Origin of the sequence: Nitratidesulfovibrio sp. SRB-5, from assembly GCF_019931275.1 — a bacterium.
Lineage (GTDB): Bacteria > Desulfobacterota > Desulfovibrionia > Desulfovibrionales > Desulfovibrionaceae > Cupidesulfovibrio.
Window position 1 is genome coordinate 1,146,398 of the sequence record NZ_JAIOTY010000001.1, and the last position, 15,356, is coordinate 1,161,753.

The following is a 15,356-nucleotide window of genomic DNA, read 5'->3' on the forward strand; positions in this document are numbered from 1 at the left end:
GCCGCGCGCAAGGCGGCGTTCACTGCCCCACCTCCTTCCCTCCGGCTGGCAGTTGCAACGGAAACCGCCCCCGCATGCGCGGGGCATGCGGGGGCGGCGTTGATTGGCAATGCGGTGGGCGCTACATGAAGAAGACCAGCGTCACCAGAATGAACGAGGGCACCAGGATGCCGCACGACCAGGCCATGTAGCCGAAGAAGCTGGGCATCTTCACGCCCTGGTCTTCGGCGATGGAACGCACCATGAAGTTGGGCGCGTTGCCGATGTACGTGTTGGCCCCCATGAACACGGCACCGGCGGAGATGGCCAGCAGGGTCTGGGGCATGTCGTGCATCAGGTGCATGGCATCACCGCCTGCGGTGTTGAAGAACACCAGGTAGGTGGGCGCATTGTCCAGAAAGCTGGACAGCAGGCCGGTCAGCCAGAAGTACATGACGTTCACCGGCTGGCCGTCGTGGGTCACCATCTGGATCACCGGGCGCAGCGCGCCGCTTTCGCCCGCCTTCAGGATGGCGATGGCCGGAATCATGCTGACGAAGATGCCCGCGAACAGTTTGGCCACTTCCTCGATGGGGCCCCAGCTGAAGTCGTTCCTGATGCGCGACTCTGGGTCGGTCAGCTTCAGGGACAGCCCGGCGATGGCCAGCAGGATGATGTCGCGTACGATGTTCTGGAGTTCCACCGGCACGTGGTACACGTTGAATTCCACGCCCGGCTTCCAGAAGCCGCTCAGCAGCACGGCGCCCACCACGCCGCCCAGCAGCAGCAGGTTCACGCTGCCTTCCAGGCCCAGCTTTTCACCGCCGTCTTGCCGGGGCGGCACGGGGCGGCCTTCCTTGCCGAACAGCACGGTATCCAGCGCGAAGAACACGGCCAGCAGCAGCACCGAAACCAGCAGCATGGGGGGCAGCATGTGGATGGTGGTCCAGAAGAACGAGACGCCCTTGAGGAAGCCGAGGAACAGCGGCGGGTCGCCCAGCGGGGTCAGCGAGCCGCCGACGTTGGCCACCAGGAAAATGAAGAACACCACCGAATGGACCTTGTGCTTGCGGTGGGCGTTGGCGCGCAACAGCGGGCGGATCAGCAGCATGGCCGCGCCGGTGGTGCCCATCCAGCTTGCCAGTACCGTGCCGATGGCCAGCAGCAGGGTGTTGACCACGGGCGTGCCCGCCAGCGAACCGGTCAGGCGCACGCCGCCCGCCACGGTGAACAGCGCGAACAGCAGGATGATGAACGGGATGTATTCCAGCAGCAGGGTGTGCAGCACTTCGTACAGAGCCAGCGACGCACCGAACTTGAGGGCGAAGGGCACCAGGAAGGCCAGGCCCCAGAACGCGGAAACCTTGCCGAAGTGATGGTGCCAGAAGTGCGGCGCCATCAGGGGCAGGATGGCGATGGACAGCAGCATGCAGGCGAAGGGGGCGGCCCACAGGCCGCCCAGCACCGCACCGTCGAAGTGGGGCGCACCACCCTGCGAGGCAAGCGCAGCGGCGGGGAGCAGCGCTACCACCATGGCCGCGGCAAGCGCCACGGTCGCAGAAACGGGGGCGGCAATATCGCGGAAACGTTTCACCGTTGGGCCTCCTGGATTCGCATGGGGTGTCGGCCATCCTCCGCCATCGGGCACCGGGGGCGGAGGCGGTCGGGTTTATCGATACGGCACGGTCCCGGTAGCATGGACCGGAGCAGGGCGGAACCGTGCGCAATCGAACGGGCGACGTGTATCGTGCAGCACATTGCGGGGAGAGTCACCCCGCCTGCCTGCCCGGCCGGATGCATGCGCTTGTCATTTTCTGCAACCTGCCGTTCTTGTTCGTCAAGCGCGAAGATGACATTTTGGCGGAACGAAGGTACACAGGTGCCCCGCGCCACGGCGCTCACGGCAACCGCCACGAACCCTCCACCGGCCCGCAGCATGGGCCGGACAGCACACACGGATACCCATGGCACCACAGATAACACCCCGGCGCATGGAACGCATCCGCCGCGTTCTCGGCTGGCGGCAGAAGGACCTGACCCTTGTGCTGGCCAACATTCACGACCCGCACAACGTTTCGGCCATCTACCGCAGTTGCGACGCCTTCGGCGTGGCCCAGGTGCACCTGTACTATACCGATACCGCCTTTCCCGTGCTGGGCCGCAAGTCGTCGGCCTCGGCCCGCAAGTGGGTGGACACGGTGCGCCACTCCGATGCCCAGAGCCTGATGCGCACCCTGAAGGAAGGCGGCCACCGCGTGCTGGCCACCAGTTGTACTCCGGCGGCCAAACCGCTGGGCGACTACGACATGACCCAGCCCACCGCCATCATCATGGGCAACGAGCATTCCGGCGTGGCCCCGGAACTGGTGGAACTGGTGGACGGCGAAGTATACATCCCCATGTACGGCATGATCCAGAGCTTCAACGTGTCGGTGGCGGCGGCGGTGCTGCTGGCCGAGGCCTCGCGCCAGCGCGTGGTGGCGGGCATGTACGATCGGCCTTCCTGGCCCGAAGAGGAACTGGAAGCCCGCATCGCGGCATGGGCTGAGAAATAGCGGGGGACACTGCCCCGAAAAGGCGCGACGGCGGCGTATCCGGATGGTTCCGGGTACGCCGCCGTCGTGTCTGGCGGGGATGAGCGGGCCGCCGCCGGGATGTTGCCGGGGCGTCGTCAGTGGTCCCGCCCGGCAGGCCACCCGCGTCACTTGCCTGCGTCACTTGCCTGCATCATCGGTGCGTCATTCGTCCGTACCATCGGGGGCGCCGGGGCCGTCGGGTTCGTCGCCTTCCAGCGGCAGGCCAAGGTCGGTCAGCCAGCCTTCGTACAGCGCGCCCACCTCTCGCTCGCCCGCGCGCCGCGCCCAGCGGGCCAGCCCGTGCGCCTTGCGCACCAGCGGTTCCGGGTCTTCCAGCAGGCCGGTGACGTGCTCGATCTTGCGGGCTGCCTGCCCGGCCAGGTCCGGGTTGCCCGCCTGCGCCGCCACCAGGGCCAGGCGGCGGTACCCCGGCAGGCTGGGAAAGAAGTAGCAGTGCAGCAGCCGCACGCCGGAAGCTTCCAGATACCTGTCGTGTCGTTCCAGAAAACCCGCCAGCAGTTCGTAGCCGGACTGCCACAGCGGGTCGGCCTGCAAGGCCTGCCAGCATCTGCCGGCCTCGAAGTCGGCGTGGGTCGCCAGCAGTTCCGCCTCGCGCGTGGGCGGCAGGGTCAGGTAGGTTTCCAGCCACGGGGTCAGCGCCAGTTCGAAGCCATCGCGCCGGGCCAGCTTGTGCAGGTCCGGACCGAAGCAGCCGGAGCAGCGCCGGTTGAGCCGGGCGGCGTTGGCCGCGTCGTGGTCGCGGCGTCCGGGGGTGCGGCTTTCCAGATGGTACACCCGGCTTTCCGCCACGCAGGCCACCTTCAGCCCCCGCTCGCGGATGCGCCAGCACAGTTCCAGATCCTCGCTGCCGTTCAGGTACCCTTCATGGAAGCCGCCGCAGTCGGCGAACACCGTGCGCTTCATGAGCATGGCCGCGCCGGTGATGGCCTGCAATGGCCGTCGCGCGGCCACCGCCGGGTGCGTTGCCGGAAAGTTGGCGTACAGGTGCTCGGTGGACAGCGAGGGCGTGAAGGCGATGCCGCAGTGCTGCACCCTGTCCGTATCCGGATAGAGCAGCAGCGGCCCCACGGCGCCCAGCCGGGCGTCGTCGTCCAGCGCGCGCAGCAGGGGGGGCAGCCAGCCGGGGGTTGCCAGGGTGTCGTTGTTCAGGAACAGCAGTCTGTCCGCGCGGGCCTGGGCCGCGCCAAGGTTGCTGGCCACGGCGAAGCCCTTGTTCTCCGGCAGTCGGACGGCCCGGAAAAGATCGCCGAACAGGGAACGTCCCAGCGGTTCAAGGTCGCTGGCGGTGGCGTCGGTAGAGCCGTTGTCCACCACGATGACCTCCAGCACCCCGCCGGGGGTATGCTCGTGCAGGCTTTCAAGGCAGCCGCGCGTGAGATCCCAGAGGTTCCAGGCGGGGATGATGACGGAGACGAGGGGGGCTTTGGCGGTCATGCGATGTGGCTCGTGTGCGCGGCGCGCGCGGTGCAGCAGGTGGGAGTGAGAAGGGGAATTACCCGGCGCCCGGCGCGGGCAGGGCCGCCAGCGCGGCGGTTTTGCGCAGCAGATCCTGCCGGGCCAGCGCCGCGGATGTCTCGCGCGCCTGCCTGACCTTGTCGGCCGGGTACAGGTGCTCCAGCTTGATGCGGTTGCCGAAGATATGTGCGCTGCGCGCCCGGCTGCTGGCCTGGCGCAGGCTGGAATGCTGCATGTGGCGCACCCGCACCGTGCCCGCGTACCATACCGGCAGCCCGGCCAGCGTGCAGCGGATGTCCCGTTCCAGGTCGTCGAACTGGCTGGGGGTGAAGCGCACGTCGAAGGCGCCCACCTGGTGCACCGAAGCCATGGAGACCATGTGGCAGCAGCCGGAAACGGACAGGCAGGGCCGGGTGTAGGCGGTAAGCAGCGGGTCGGGGTTGCCTGCCGCGTTGCCGTGGATGTGCCAGAGTTCGTCAAGATCGGCAAAGCTGCGGGTGCCCATGTTCGGAGGCAGGGCGAAAAAGTCGGCGCATTGCAGCGCGTGGGGCGGCGTGTGGTCGGTGACCGCGCACCCTATGGCCCCCCAGCCGGGCCGGGCGTGGGCCACGGCCAGCAGGCCATCCATCCAGCCGGGTTCCAGCAGCACGTCGTCGTCCAGGAACACGGCATGGTCGCGCTGGCGCACATCCGGCAGGGACAGCAGCCAATTGCGGGCAGCGGGGGCTCCCACGTTCACCGGCAGGCGCACCATGGTGAACGGCGAACCCCAGTCCGCCGCCATGGCGCGGAACATTGCTTCCGTGCCGTCCTGCGAGCCGTTGTCCAGCGCGAAGACCGGCGCGCCGCGAAAGCCCGCCGCGCGCAACGAGCGCAGGGTCTGCGCCGCAAGGTCACGCTTGTTCCAGGTGTACAGCAGGATGGCGGGCGGGGCCATGGCCGCCGGGGGCGCGGGCAGCGGGTACAGCAGTTCGTGCAGGGCCAGCGTGAGGTTGGGATGGTACGGGGCCTCGCGCCACAGGGGCAGCAGCAGGGCGGCGGCGTCCGCCGCATGGCCCGGCTGTTCCAGCCGGGTCAGCAGTTCGGCGCGGCGCAATGCGTACCACGAGGCAAAGGGGGATACGCGAGCGGTGGTAGTGTCCTGTCCCGCCAGTTGCTCCAGTCGTCGTAGTGCCTCGGCGGGGTCCAGGCGGCGAACCGCCCATTCGGCGCGCAGCCGGTGAACCAGGGTTTCCGGTAGGGGTTGCGCTGTCGACAGCGCGGCGCGCAGCAGGGTTTCCAGCGTGGTGTCGTCCGCAGGCGGAAGTGCCGGGGAGTCTGTTCCGTCCGTGGTCGCGACAACGGAATTCTCGTGGCGCACGCACCATTCCACGCCCCGCGCCAGCCAGAACAGCCCGTGCGTCGGGTCGGCCAGCCGGGGCAGCACCACGTCCAGCACGGCCTGCACCGGGGCGGTTGCCGGGCCGCCGTGGGCATTCAGGGCAGTATCCAGCGCGCCGAAGTCGGCGGGTACGCGCACCCGGTCATGCAGGCGGGCCACCAGTTCGCGCAGGGTCGGGTCGAACGCCTGCGGGGCGTCGTCCATGATGGCGCGCAGCAGTGCGGCAAGGCGGGTGTCCAGCGGGTTGTCGCGCCAGCCCCACAGGGCCATGCCCACTCCGGCGGCCACCACGCCGGGGTCGCCCCCCGCGTTTTCGATGGCCCCGCGCGCCAGCCGGAACTGGTTGTCCGCGCCCATGGCCCCGCATTCCCACAGGGGTACGCGGTCCATGAGGGTTGCCAGCAGCGCCGTGACCTGGGCCGGATGGGGTGCGGGGATGCCGTGCGGTTGCGCCATGCGTGTTGCGGGGATGCGGGTTGGCGGGATACAACGCGCCGAAACGTGTGCCCGTCGCGGCGCGCGGATCGACCGATGCGGCACTGTGGGCGGTAACGCCCGGAATGTCAATTGAACCTGCCGGAGCCCCCGTGACCTCACCCGCCCTTGCCCGACCATGCTGGCGCGATTTGCCCCGCGACCTCGCCGCCGCCCTGCTCAAGGGCGGGGTGGGGCAGTTGCACCTTGTCGGCATTGCCGAGATGGCCCTTGGGGCCATGAACACGCCGGAAGGCTCGGCGTACGGTCCCGCCGACCTGTTCGCCCTGGGGGCAGACGCCCTGTGCGCCGCCTGGGAGTCCGACCCGCTGGATGCCCGCACCGCAGGCCAACTGGTGGCGTTGCACAAGGCCCGGCCCTTTCTGCCCACGCCGGTGTTCCGGGTGGCGGAGCTGCTGGCCTCTCTGGACGTGCCCCCGCCGGATGCCGAAGTGCGGCAGTTGGTCCAGTTGCTCCAGCAGCGCGATGCCGACGCCTCGTGCCGCCTGCTGGATCGCCAGCGCCGCGCCCAGCCGGGCAACACCTTCTGGCTGCGGCAGGCCATGGTGGTGGGCATGACCGAGGCCCGCCACCAGTGGCTGGATGCATGGCTGTCCGGGCTGCCTTCCGGCTCTCGGGACAAGGGAGGCATTCCCGCGCCCATTGTCGCCTCCCTGCGCGGCGACGTGGCCTTTGCGCGCGGGGACATGGCCGGGGCCGCCGCCCTGTACGCCGCCGCGTGCAAGGCCCTGCCGCTGGCTGCGTGGAGGGTCCGGCACGCCGAGTGCCTGTACCGCGCGGACGACCGTGACGGCGCCGTTGCCCTGTGGCGCGCGGCGGCGGCAGCCCGCCCCTGGCAGGTCAATCTTCTGCTGCGCCTCGACGACGTGGCAAGGGGGCGCGACCTGCCGGGCGATTTGCCCGCCGGGCGCGGCGCGGTGCTGTTCTACACCTGGAACAAGGCCGAGTGCATCGACGAGGCGCTGGCCTCCGTGGCCGCGTCCGACCTGGGCGATGCCCGCGTGGTGGTGCTGGACAACGGCTGCACCGACGCCACCCCCGTCGTGCTGGCCCGCTGGGCCGAACGCGCTCCCGGTCGCCTGGGTGAGCGGCTGTATACCGTCACCCTGCCGCTGAACATCGGCGCGCCCCCCGCCCGCAACTGGCTGCTGACCCTGCCGGAAGTCCGCGCCTGCGACTGGGTGGCCTTTCTGGACGACGACGCCACCGTGCCGGTTGATTGGCTGCGCCTGTTCGGTGCCGCCATGGACGCCCACCCCGCCGCCAACGTCTATGGCTGCCGCGTGGTGGATTATTCGGTCCCCATGCTGCTCCAGTCCGTGGACCTGCATCTGGACCCCGGTGGCGACATGGCCGCCGCGCCGGAGAACGCCCCCGGCTATCGCCGCCGGTTCTCCGTCTCCGACCTGCATTTGCAGGAACTGGACTTCGGCCAGTTCTCCTACCAGCGTCCGTGCGTGTCCGTGACCGGCTGCTGCCACCTGTTCCGCCGCGCCGTGTTCGACACCGTGGGCCCCTTCGACCTGCGCTACGCCCCCAGCCAGTACGATGACCTGGAACACGACCTGCGCCGCAGCCTGCGCAACGATCTGCCCGTCTATCAGGGACATCTGGCCGTGCGCCACATGAAGCGCACCGGCCGCGCCGCCTGGACCGATCCCGCCCAATTCTCCAATGCCTGGGCCAACATGTACAAGCTTCAGTACCGCTATACCCGCCCCGACTTTGATACCCTGCGCCAGCACGACCACGCCGCCCTGCTGGCCGATGTGGAAGCAAGAGGTTTTTGAGAAGAAAGAATGCGAATCGGGGAGGGGAAGGAAACTTTTTGCGCTTTGCGGTCGCCATCCGTAAGGCTCGAAGATTCGCCTAACGGCTGCCGCAAAAAGTTTCCTTCCCCTCCCCGAACCCCACCCCTTCCTTCCAAAACTTTTCAAATGGGTGGCGAAAGTAACTCGACATGGAATGGTTGAAGCGAATTCATATTGAGTTAAGGGGGTTATACCTTCATAGCCCATGCTTCAGAATAAAAAGTTTGCGGGGGATGGGGTTCGGGGAAGGGGGAGCTTTTTAAAGCTCCCCCTTCCCGGATTCTCTTCAGATTTTATCCAGTGGGGGCACACCCACCATCCATGCGGCAAAGCTGGCGCGGGCGCGTTCGGCGTACAGGGCCTTGCGGTCGCGTTTCTTGGCGCGCTGGGTCAGTTCGGGCATCAGGCCGAAGTTGACGTTGGAGGGCTGGAAGTTCTTGGCGGGGGTGCGCAGGTGGTGGAGCAGCGCGCCGAGCGCGGTGTCCACGGGCGGGGCGGGCAGGTCGCGGCCCAGTGCGCGGGCGGCCAGCAGCATGCCCAGCCACAGGCCGCAGGCGGCGGATTCCACGTAGCCTTCCACGCCGGTGATCTGCCCGGCCAGATGCACGTGGCGGTGGGGGCGCAGGGCAAGGTCGTCTGCCAGCACGAGGGGCGCGTTGACGTAGGTGTTGCGGTGCATGGAGCCGTGGCGCACGAATTCGGCGTTGGCGAGGCCGGGGATCATGCGGAACACGCGTTCCTGCTCGCCGTACTTGAGCTTGGTCTGGCAGCCCACGAGGTTGTATGCGGTGCGGTTCAGGTTTTCGGCGCGCAGTTGCACGATGGCGTAGGGGCGCTGGCCGGTGCGCGGGTCGGTGAAGCCCACGGGCTTGAACGGCCCGAAGACCAGGGTGCGTTCGCCGCGTTCGGCCAGTGCCTCGATGGGCATGCAGCCCTCGAAGTGGACTTCCTTCTCGAACTCGTGGGTGGGGGCCTTTTCGGCGGCCAGCAGGGCGGCGTGAAAGGCCTCGTACTCCTCGCGGTTCATGGGGCAGTTCAGGTAGTCGCCCTCGCCCTCGTCGTAGCGCGAGCCCTGAAAGGCAATGGAGGTGTCGACGGATTCGGCGGAGATGATGGGCGCGATGGCATCGTAGAAATACAGATGGCGCGAGCCGACGACCTCGGCCAGCGATGCGGCCAGCGGCTCGCTGGCCAGCGGCCCGGCGGACACCACGGCCACGTCGGCGGCGGCCAGTTCCGGCGCGTGGATGGAGGTGATTTCGCGGCGCACCACGGTGATGTTCGGTTCCGCCTCCATGGTCTCGGTCATGCGCCGGGCAAACAGCTCGCGGTCCACCGCCAGGGCCTTGCCCGCGGGCACGCGGGTGGCCTCGGCCACCTGCATGACCAGGCTGTCCAGTTCGCGCATCTCCTGCTTCAGCAGCCCCACGCCGGAGGCGATGTCATCCGAACGCAAAGAATTGGAACACACCAGTTCGGCAAGGTCCGGGCTGGCATGGGCCGGGGAAAATGTCTGGGGCTTCATTTCGTACAGGGTGACGGCAACCCCGGCGCGGGCGAGCCTGCGGGCGCATTCGCAGCCTGCAAGGCCCCCCCCGGCGATGGCGGCGGTGACGAGAGCGGTCAAGATGTCCTCCGGAAGGGCTGGGCGGATGGGATGAAAACGGCCTGCGGCGCGGCGGGCGCGCCAAGCCTGCGGGTGAGGTAGGGCATTTCCGCCCGGCAGGCAAGCGGGGCAGGGGGGATGTGGCGCTGGAAGCGGTACGGTGGGGCGCATGCCGCCGGGCCGATGGTTGGGCGGGCCGCCATGCCGCAGGAAGCCATGCCGTGGCCGTAACCGTGCCGGGCTGGGGCAGGGCGGGATGTCTGATGCGGGTTACTGCCCTGCCGGTTGCTCCTCGGTCAGGCGACGCATTTCGCGGTGCAGTTCGTCCAGCAGCCCGGAGGCGCGTATGGTGGCCAGCCCCCTGTCGAAGGCCTCGCGCAGGGCGGCATGGTCGGGCCGCGCGCGTGAAAAGCACACATGCAGGTCGCGTTCGCCCAGGATGGGGTCGAATTCGGCAAGGCTGGCGGCCTGTGCGGGCAGGTCGCGCCGCAGCAGAAAGTGCACCACGTTGCGGTCTGCGGCCATGGCGTCGATGCGCCCGGCCAGCAGCTTGCGCAGGTTGGCCAGTTCGTCGTTGGCGGGCTCCTTGCGCAGGAAGGCCGCGGCGTCGAAGGCCTGGGTATGGGCGTAGCCGCGCACCACGCCGATGCGCAGCCCGGCCAGGTCGCGCAGGTCGTTCCAGTGCAGGGTGTTGGCCGTCAGCCCGAACAACGCCAGCGGGCCGCCGGGGAACGGGGCGGACAGGTCGCATTCGCTTTCCCGCTCGGCGGTTCTGTAAGCGGGCGCCACGGCGGTCACCTTGCCGTCGCGCAGCAGGGACATGCCCCTGGCCCACGGCATGAATTCGAGGCGCGCCTCAAGCCCCACGGAAGCCAGCGCGGCCCGGATGACCCGCGCCACGTAGCCGCCGTGCGGCAGATTGTGTTCCACGTAGGGTGGCCAGTCGTAGGTGGCAATGTGCAGGGCGGAACCCCCGCCAGACCCCTTGGCCGGACGGGCCGGGGGCGGGGTGGTCCGCTGGCCGCCGGGATGCGCTGTTCCGTTGATTGCGGACGCGGGCGCGGTGGATGCCGGGGCAGACTCCGAGGATACGGCGGACCCCCCGGATATGGACACGTCCTGGCCCGGCGCGGGCATGTCAGGGCGATGCGGCTCCGGTCGAGACGGCTCCGGTCGAGACGTATCTGGCAGAGACGCCTCCGACCGGGCTTGCCCCGGCTGGGCCATGGCCGCTGACGGCGTGATGCTACCCGTGACCGACAGGCCAGGCAGCCCGGCCCGCTCCGCCAATCCGGCCAATCCCGCCAAACCCGTGAGCCCCGCCAGAGCGCACGCCACCGTCAACGGCACCATGTGCCGCCGGAAGGCCTGCGCCGCCGCCCGCATCCGGTGGCGGATGCAGGCGGCGCGCCCTGCGCGCGGGCGCATCACGCGGGCTGCCTATGCGGGCGAGGCCCAGCGGATGAGGCCCAGCGAATGCGGGTCTGCCAGCAGCGGGTGCACCGGTGCGGCCCGCACGGTAAAGCCGAAGCGTCCGGCCTCCGCCGGGCGGGTGCTGCCGCTGAAGGTCTGCCAGCCGTCGCGCCGTTCGCCCTCGGGGGTCATGACCGTCAGCTGGCGCTGGGCAAAGGAGCCGTCCTGCCCCAGCGGCCCGGCGTACAACTGGACGAGCACGTGTTCCGCCGCGATGTCGTCGAGGTACAGTTCCGCCTCCACCCGCAGCGAATCGCCCACGTGCAGGGTGTCCTCCACCCGGCTGCGCACGTTGCGGATCTGTACCGCGCTCCACTTGGTCATCATGTCCATGCGCCATTCGGAAAGCTCGCGCGCCGGGACGAAGCCGTCGCGCGCGAGGCGCATGTAGTAGCCGTGGGCCGGGGAATAGGCCGTGCCCAGATAGTCCAGCACCATGCGGTGCGAGTTGTAGCGGGGGGCAAGCTCCTTCAGCGCGGCCTTCATGCGGCGTATCCACGAGCGGGGCAGGCCGCCCCGGCCTCGGTCGTAGAATTCCGGGATGATGTCGTTTTCCAGGATGTTGTAGAGGGTCTGCATCTCCACGAAGTCCTGGTAGTCCGGGTCGTCGTATTCCTCGCCCTTGCCGATGGCCCAGCCCAGGCTGTTGTCCGGCCTGTAGGCCTCGTCCCACCAGCCGTCCAGGGTGGAGAACTGCACCACGCCGTTGAGCATGGCCTTCATGCCGCTGGTGCCGCAGGCCTCCAGGGGGCGACGGGGGTTGTTCAGCCACACGTCGCAGCCCGTGACCAGGTACGAGGCCACCTCCATGTCGTAGTCTTCCAGAAAGACCACGCTCATGTTCGCGCCCTGCGAACGGCTGAAGGCGATCAGATCCTTGATCAGCTGCTTGCCGCCCTGGTCCTGGGGGTGCGCCTTGCCCGCGATGATGAACTGCACCGGGCGTTCGCGGTCGCCCAGGATGCGTTCCAGCCGTTCGCGGTCCTGCAACAGCAGGTTGGCGCGCTTGTAGGTGGCGAAGCGCCGGGCAAAGCCGATGGTCAGGGCCTCGGGGTTCAGCACCTCTTCGGCGGCCTGGATGTCCTGCCGCCGCGCCCCCTGCGCGGCCAGCTGGCGGCGCAGCCGCTCGCGCACGAAGTCCACCAGCCGGGCGCGCAGCCGTTCGTGGGTGCGCCAGAACTCGGCGTCGGAAATGGTGTCCACCTGGCTCCAGGCGCGGGCGCAGTCCGGGTCCTCGCGCCAGTTGGAGCCAAGGTACCTGTCGTACAGCATGCCGATGTCCTGGGCCACCCAGGTGGGCGCGTGCACCCCGTTGGTCAGTGCGCCGATGGGCACGTCCTCCACCGGGAACTGGTGCCACACCTGCTTCCACATGTTGCGCGACACGCGGCCATGCAGGGTGGAGACGCCGTTGTTGGCGCGCGACAGGCGCAGGGCCAGCACGGTCATGCAGAAGGGTTCCGCGTCGTCGTGGGGGGCTTCTCGCCCAAGGGCCATGAACACCTTGAAGGCCAGCCCCATGTCGCGGGCGTAGGATTCGAAGTAGCGGTGCATCAGGTCCGGGGCGAAGCGATCGTTGCCTGCGGGCACCGGGGTGTGCGTGGTGAAGATGGAGCCGGAGGCGGCAACCTCCGTTGCGGCCTCGAAGGGCAGCCCGTGCTCCTTCATGTACAGCCGCACCCGCTCAAGCCCCGCGAAGGCGGAATGCCCCTCGTTCATGTGGATGACCTTGGGGTCGATGCCCAGCACCTTCAGCGCCTTGATGCCGCCGATGCCCAGCAGGATTTCCTGCCACAGGCGCATTTCGATGTTGCCGCCGTACAGCCGTTCGGTGATCTGGCGGAAGTCGGGCGGGTTTTCCGGCAGGTTGGTGTCCAGCAGGTACAGGGTCACGCGGCCAACGGCCACCTGCCAGATGCGCGCCGCAAGGGGGCGGTCGCCCACGTCCAGCCGCACCACGGCGGGCTGGCCGTCGGGCGTCAGGGCAGGGCGCATGGGCATCTGCTCGAAATCGTAGACGGGGTAGCGTTCCTGCTGCCAGCCGTCGGGGGTCATGTACTGGCGGAAATATCCCTGCTGATAGGCAATGCCGATGCCCACCAGCGGCACGTTGAGGTCGCTGGCCGACTTCAGGTGGTCGCCCGCCAGAATGCCGAGGCCGCCGGAATAGATGGGCAGGCACAGGGCCAGGCCGAATTCCAGGCTGAAATAGGCCACGGCGGGCGTGCCGGTGGCGACGCCCTCGAACTTGTGGGGCGACGGCCTGCCCACGTACTGGCGCAACTGCTCCACGGCATCGGCCAATCGTTCCTTGAAGAACGCGTCGCGAGAGAGTTCCTCAAGGGTGCGCTGGGGCACGTGGTTCAGGAACCATACCGGGTTGCGGTAGCTTTCCTGCCACAGGCGCTGGTCCATCTGCGAGAAGATGGTCTCCATGTCGCTGTTCCACGAGAACCAGAGGTTGTAGGCCAGTTCCCACAACCCTTCGAGCCCTTCGGGCAGCTTGGGGATGACGCTGAAGACCTTGAGCGGCTGCATGCTGCGTACCTCCCGGCGGTGCGGCGTGTGTGCTTTTGACTTGCCTGCGAGAGTGGCATAGGAACAGACGGTCCGGCGGCCCCCCGCTTGATCGTCGGGGGCCAGCGGGTCTGTGGAGTTACGGTATTCTTTCACAGGAGCTTTTTCGTGACAAGTGCAAGCAGCGTTATCGAGGGAACTCCGGCGTTGCGGGTGCGGGTGCGCTACCTGCGCGACGCCCGGGCGCTGTACGCTCTTGGCGACGGCCCCGGCGGCCTTGCCCCGGCCACGCCGTTTTCCGCGGGCATGGACCTGCGCGCCTGCATGGACGCGGAAGAGGCGATCCTGCCTGCCGGGTCGCGGCTGGCCATCCCCGCCGGGGTGGCCGTGGAGCCCCTGTCGCCCGGCGCGGCGGGGTTCGTGTACTCGCGCAGCGGGCTTGGCACGCGCATGGGGCTTACCGTCAGCCAGGGGGTCGGCGTCATCGACCCCGACTATCGCGGCGAGATCGTGGTCTCGCTGCTGAACACCTCTGGCGAGGAACGACGAATTCGCCGTGGCGAGCGCATCGCGCAGCTAGTGTTCCAGCCGTATTTCCACGCCCTCGTCGAAGAGGCGAATGCCCTTGGCGAGACGGCGCGCGGCGCGGGCGGGTTCGGGCATACCGGCGCTCTGTAGAAACTGTTTCCGACCGGAAACTGCCAGAGACGTGGGCAACCCCACCGCACTCCGCCGCATCCGAATACTTCCATCATTCTCCGGAGACACGCCATGAGCGAACGGTTCGAAGCGCTGAAAGCGCGCGAGGAATCCCTGTTGTGCCGCACCTACGGCCGGTACCCCATTTCCGTTGCGCGGGGCCAGGGGTCGCGCCTGTGGGACGTTGACGGGCGTGAATACGTGGATCTGCTGTCCGGCATCGCCGTGACCTCGCTGGGCCACTGCCACGAGGAACTGGCCGAGGTGGCCGCCGCCCAGGCCCGCAAGCTGGTGCACGTCAGCAATCTTTTCTACCAGGAAGAACAGCTGGACCTGGCCGAAAGGCTGCTGTCCACCAGCCATTGCGCCAAGGTGTTCTTCTGCAATTCCGGTGCGGAGGCCAACGAGGCGGCCATCAAGCTGGCCCGGCGCTACATGCAGCGCGTGCAGGGGCGCGAAGCCTACGAAATCATTACCCTGACCGGCGCCTTCCACGGGCGCACCCTGGCCACGGTGGCCGCCACCGGGCAGGCCAAGTTCCAGGACGGCTTCCACCCCATGCCGGAAGGGTTCCGGCAGGTTCCGTCGGGCGACATCGAGGCCCTGCGCGCCGCCATGGGGCCGCAGACCGCCGGGGTGCTGGTGGAAATCGTGCAGGGCGAAGGCGGCGTGTGCCCGCTGGACCCCGACTACGCCCGCGCCGTGCAGGCCCTGTGCCGCGAGAAGGGCGTGCTGTTCATGACCGATGAAATCCAGGCGGGCATGTGCCGCACCGGCCGGTTCTGGTCCTTCCAGAACTACGGCCTCACGCCGGACATCGTCAGTTGCGCCAAGGCATTGGCCAACGGCCTGCCCATGGGCGCCATGATGACCACCGACGAGGTGGCGCGCGGCTTCGTGGCGGGCAGCCACGCCACCACCTTCGGGGCGGGGGCGCTGGTTTCCGCCGTGGCGTCCAGGACCGTGGAAATCATGCTGCGCGACGATCTGGCGGGCCGGGCCGCCACGGAAGGCGAGCGCATCATGGACCGCTTCCGGGCCATGGGGCAAAAGCTGCCCGGCACCATCGACCACGTGCGCGGCCTTGGCCTGATGATCGGCGTGGTGCTGGCCTTCCCCGGCAAGGAAGTCTGGCAGGCGCTCATCGACAGGGGGTTCATTTGCAACCTGACCCAGGATTGCGTGCTGCGCCTGCTGCCCGCGCTGACCATTCCCCGCGCCGACCTGGATGCCTTTGCCGACGCGCTGGAGGATATCCTGTCCGCGCGCACGTCGGCATAGCGCATGCCTGCCTGACGCACCGCACGGGAATCCCCCTTCACGCATGATGCACGACGCCCCGT

Annotated in this window: 10 protein-coding genes; 4 read left to right on the top strand and 6 right to left on the bottom strand. The window is 68.5% G+C overall.

The annotated features are described in order from the left end of the window. Positions 1 to 121: 121 nt before the first annotated feature. Complete coding sequence (locus tag K6142_RS04525; protein WP_190244115.1) at positions 122 to 1,513, bottom strand: sodium:proton antiporter; 1,392 nt, start codon at positions 1,511 to 1,513, stop codon at positions 122 to 124. Between the two features lie 430 nt (positions 1,514 to 1,943). Between K6142_RS04525 and K6142_RS04530 the strand changes: the two genes are divergently transcribed. Then, positions 1,944 to 2,534, top strand: coding sequence for a TrmH family RNA methyltransferase (locus tag K6142_RS04530; protein ID WP_190244081.1), 591 nt, complete (start codon positions 1,944 to 1,946; stop codon positions 2,532 to 2,534). 183 nt (positions 2,535 to 2,717) lie between these two features. Here K6142_RS04530 and K6142_RS04535 read toward each other — a convergent pair whose 3' ends face one another. Together K6142_RS04535 and K6142_RS04540 are read right to left on the bottom strand one after the other, a co-directional pair. Beyond that, positions 2,718 to 4,010, bottom strand: a complete 1,293-nt coding sequence (locus tag K6142_RS04535; RefSeq protein WP_190244080.1) for a glycosyltransferase family 2 protein — start codon at positions 4,008 to 4,010, stop codon at positions 2,718 to 2,720. 58 nt (positions 4,011 to 4,068) lie between these two features. Continuing rightward, entirely contained in the window at positions 4,069 to 5,868 is a 1,800-nt protein-coding gene (locus K6142_RS04540) for a glycosyltransferase (RefSeq protein WP_190244079.1), read from the bottom strand. A 131-nt stretch (positions 5,869 to 5,999) separates the two neighbouring features. Here K6142_RS04540 and K6142_RS04545 point away from each other — a divergent pair, with 131 nt between their 5' ends. Then, positions 6,000 to 7,697, top strand: a complete 1,698-nt coding sequence (locus K6142_RS04545) for a glycosyltransferase family 2 protein (protein WP_190244078.1) — start codon at positions 6,000 to 6,002, stop codon at positions 7,695 to 7,697. A 307-nt stretch (positions 7,698 to 8,004) separates the two neighbouring features. Here K6142_RS04545 and trmFO read toward each other — a convergent pair whose 3' ends face one another. The 3 genes from trmFO to glgP form a co-directional block, all read right to left on the bottom strand. Next, complete coding sequence (gene trmFO / locus K6142_RS04550) at positions 8,005 to 9,345, bottom strand: methylenetetrahydrofolate--tRNA-(uracil(54)-C(5))-methyltransferase (FADH(2)-oxidizing) TrmFO (RefSeq protein WP_190244077.1); 1,341 nt, start codon at positions 9,343 to 9,345, stop codon at positions 8,005 to 8,007. 249 nt (positions 9,346 to 9,594) lie between these two features. Continuing rightward, complete coding sequence (locus K6142_RS04555; protein ID WP_190244076.1) at positions 9,595 to 10,461, bottom strand: substrate-binding periplasmic protein; 867 nt, start codon at positions 10,459 to 10,461, stop codon at positions 9,595 to 9,597. A 303-nt stretch (positions 10,462 to 10,764) separates the two neighbouring features. Next, positions 10,765 to 13,335, bottom strand: coding sequence for an alpha-glucan family phosphorylase (glgP, locus tag K6142_RS04560; RefSeq protein ID WP_190244878.1), 2,571 nt, complete (start codon positions 13,333 to 13,335; stop codon positions 10,765 to 10,767). 147 nt (positions 13,336 to 13,482) lie between these two features. Here glgP and dut point away from each other — a divergent pair, with 147 nt between their 5' ends. Next, on the top strand, positions 13,483 to 13,992 hold the full coding sequence (gene dut, locus K6142_RS04565) for a dUTP diphosphatase (protein ID WP_190244879.1): 510 nt from the start codon (positions 13,483 to 13,485) through the stop codon (positions 13,990 to 13,992). A gap of 93 nt (positions 13,993 to 14,085) precedes the next feature. After that, positions 14,086 to 15,294, top strand: coding sequence for an aspartate aminotransferase family protein (locus K6142_RS04570; protein WP_190244880.1), 1,209 nt, complete (start codon positions 14,086 to 14,088; stop codon positions 15,292 to 15,294). Positions 15,295 to 15,356 lie beyond the last annotated feature (62 nt).

Coding starts and splice junctions, on each gene's coding strand:
- K6142_RS04570 (WP_190244880.1), top strand. CDS start 14,086: ATGAGCGAACGGTTCGAAGCGCTGAAAGCGCGCGAGGAATCCCTGTTG.
- K6142_RS04525 (WP_190244115.1), bottom strand. CDS start 1,513: ATGGTGGTAGCGCTGCTCCCCGCCGCTGCGCTTGCCTCGCAGGGTGGT.
- K6142_RS04530 (WP_190244081.1), top strand. CDS start 1,944: ATGGCACCACAGATAACACCCCGGCGCATGGAACGCATCCGCCGCGTT.
- K6142_RS04535 (WP_190244080.1), bottom strand. CDS start 4,010: ATGACCGCCAAAGCCCCCCTCGTCTCCGTCATCATCCCCGCCTGGAAC.
- glgP (WP_190244878.1), bottom strand. CDS start 13,335: ATGCAGCCGCTCAAGGTCTTCAGCGTCATCCCCAAGCTGCCCGAAGGG.
- K6142_RS04540 (WP_190244079.1), bottom strand. CDS start 5,868: ATGGCGCAACCGCACGGCATCCCCGCACCCCATCCGGCCCAGGTCACG.
- K6142_RS04555 (WP_190244076.1), bottom strand. CDS start 10,461: ATGCCCGCGCCGGGCCAGGACGTGTCCATATCCGGGGGGTCCGCCGTA.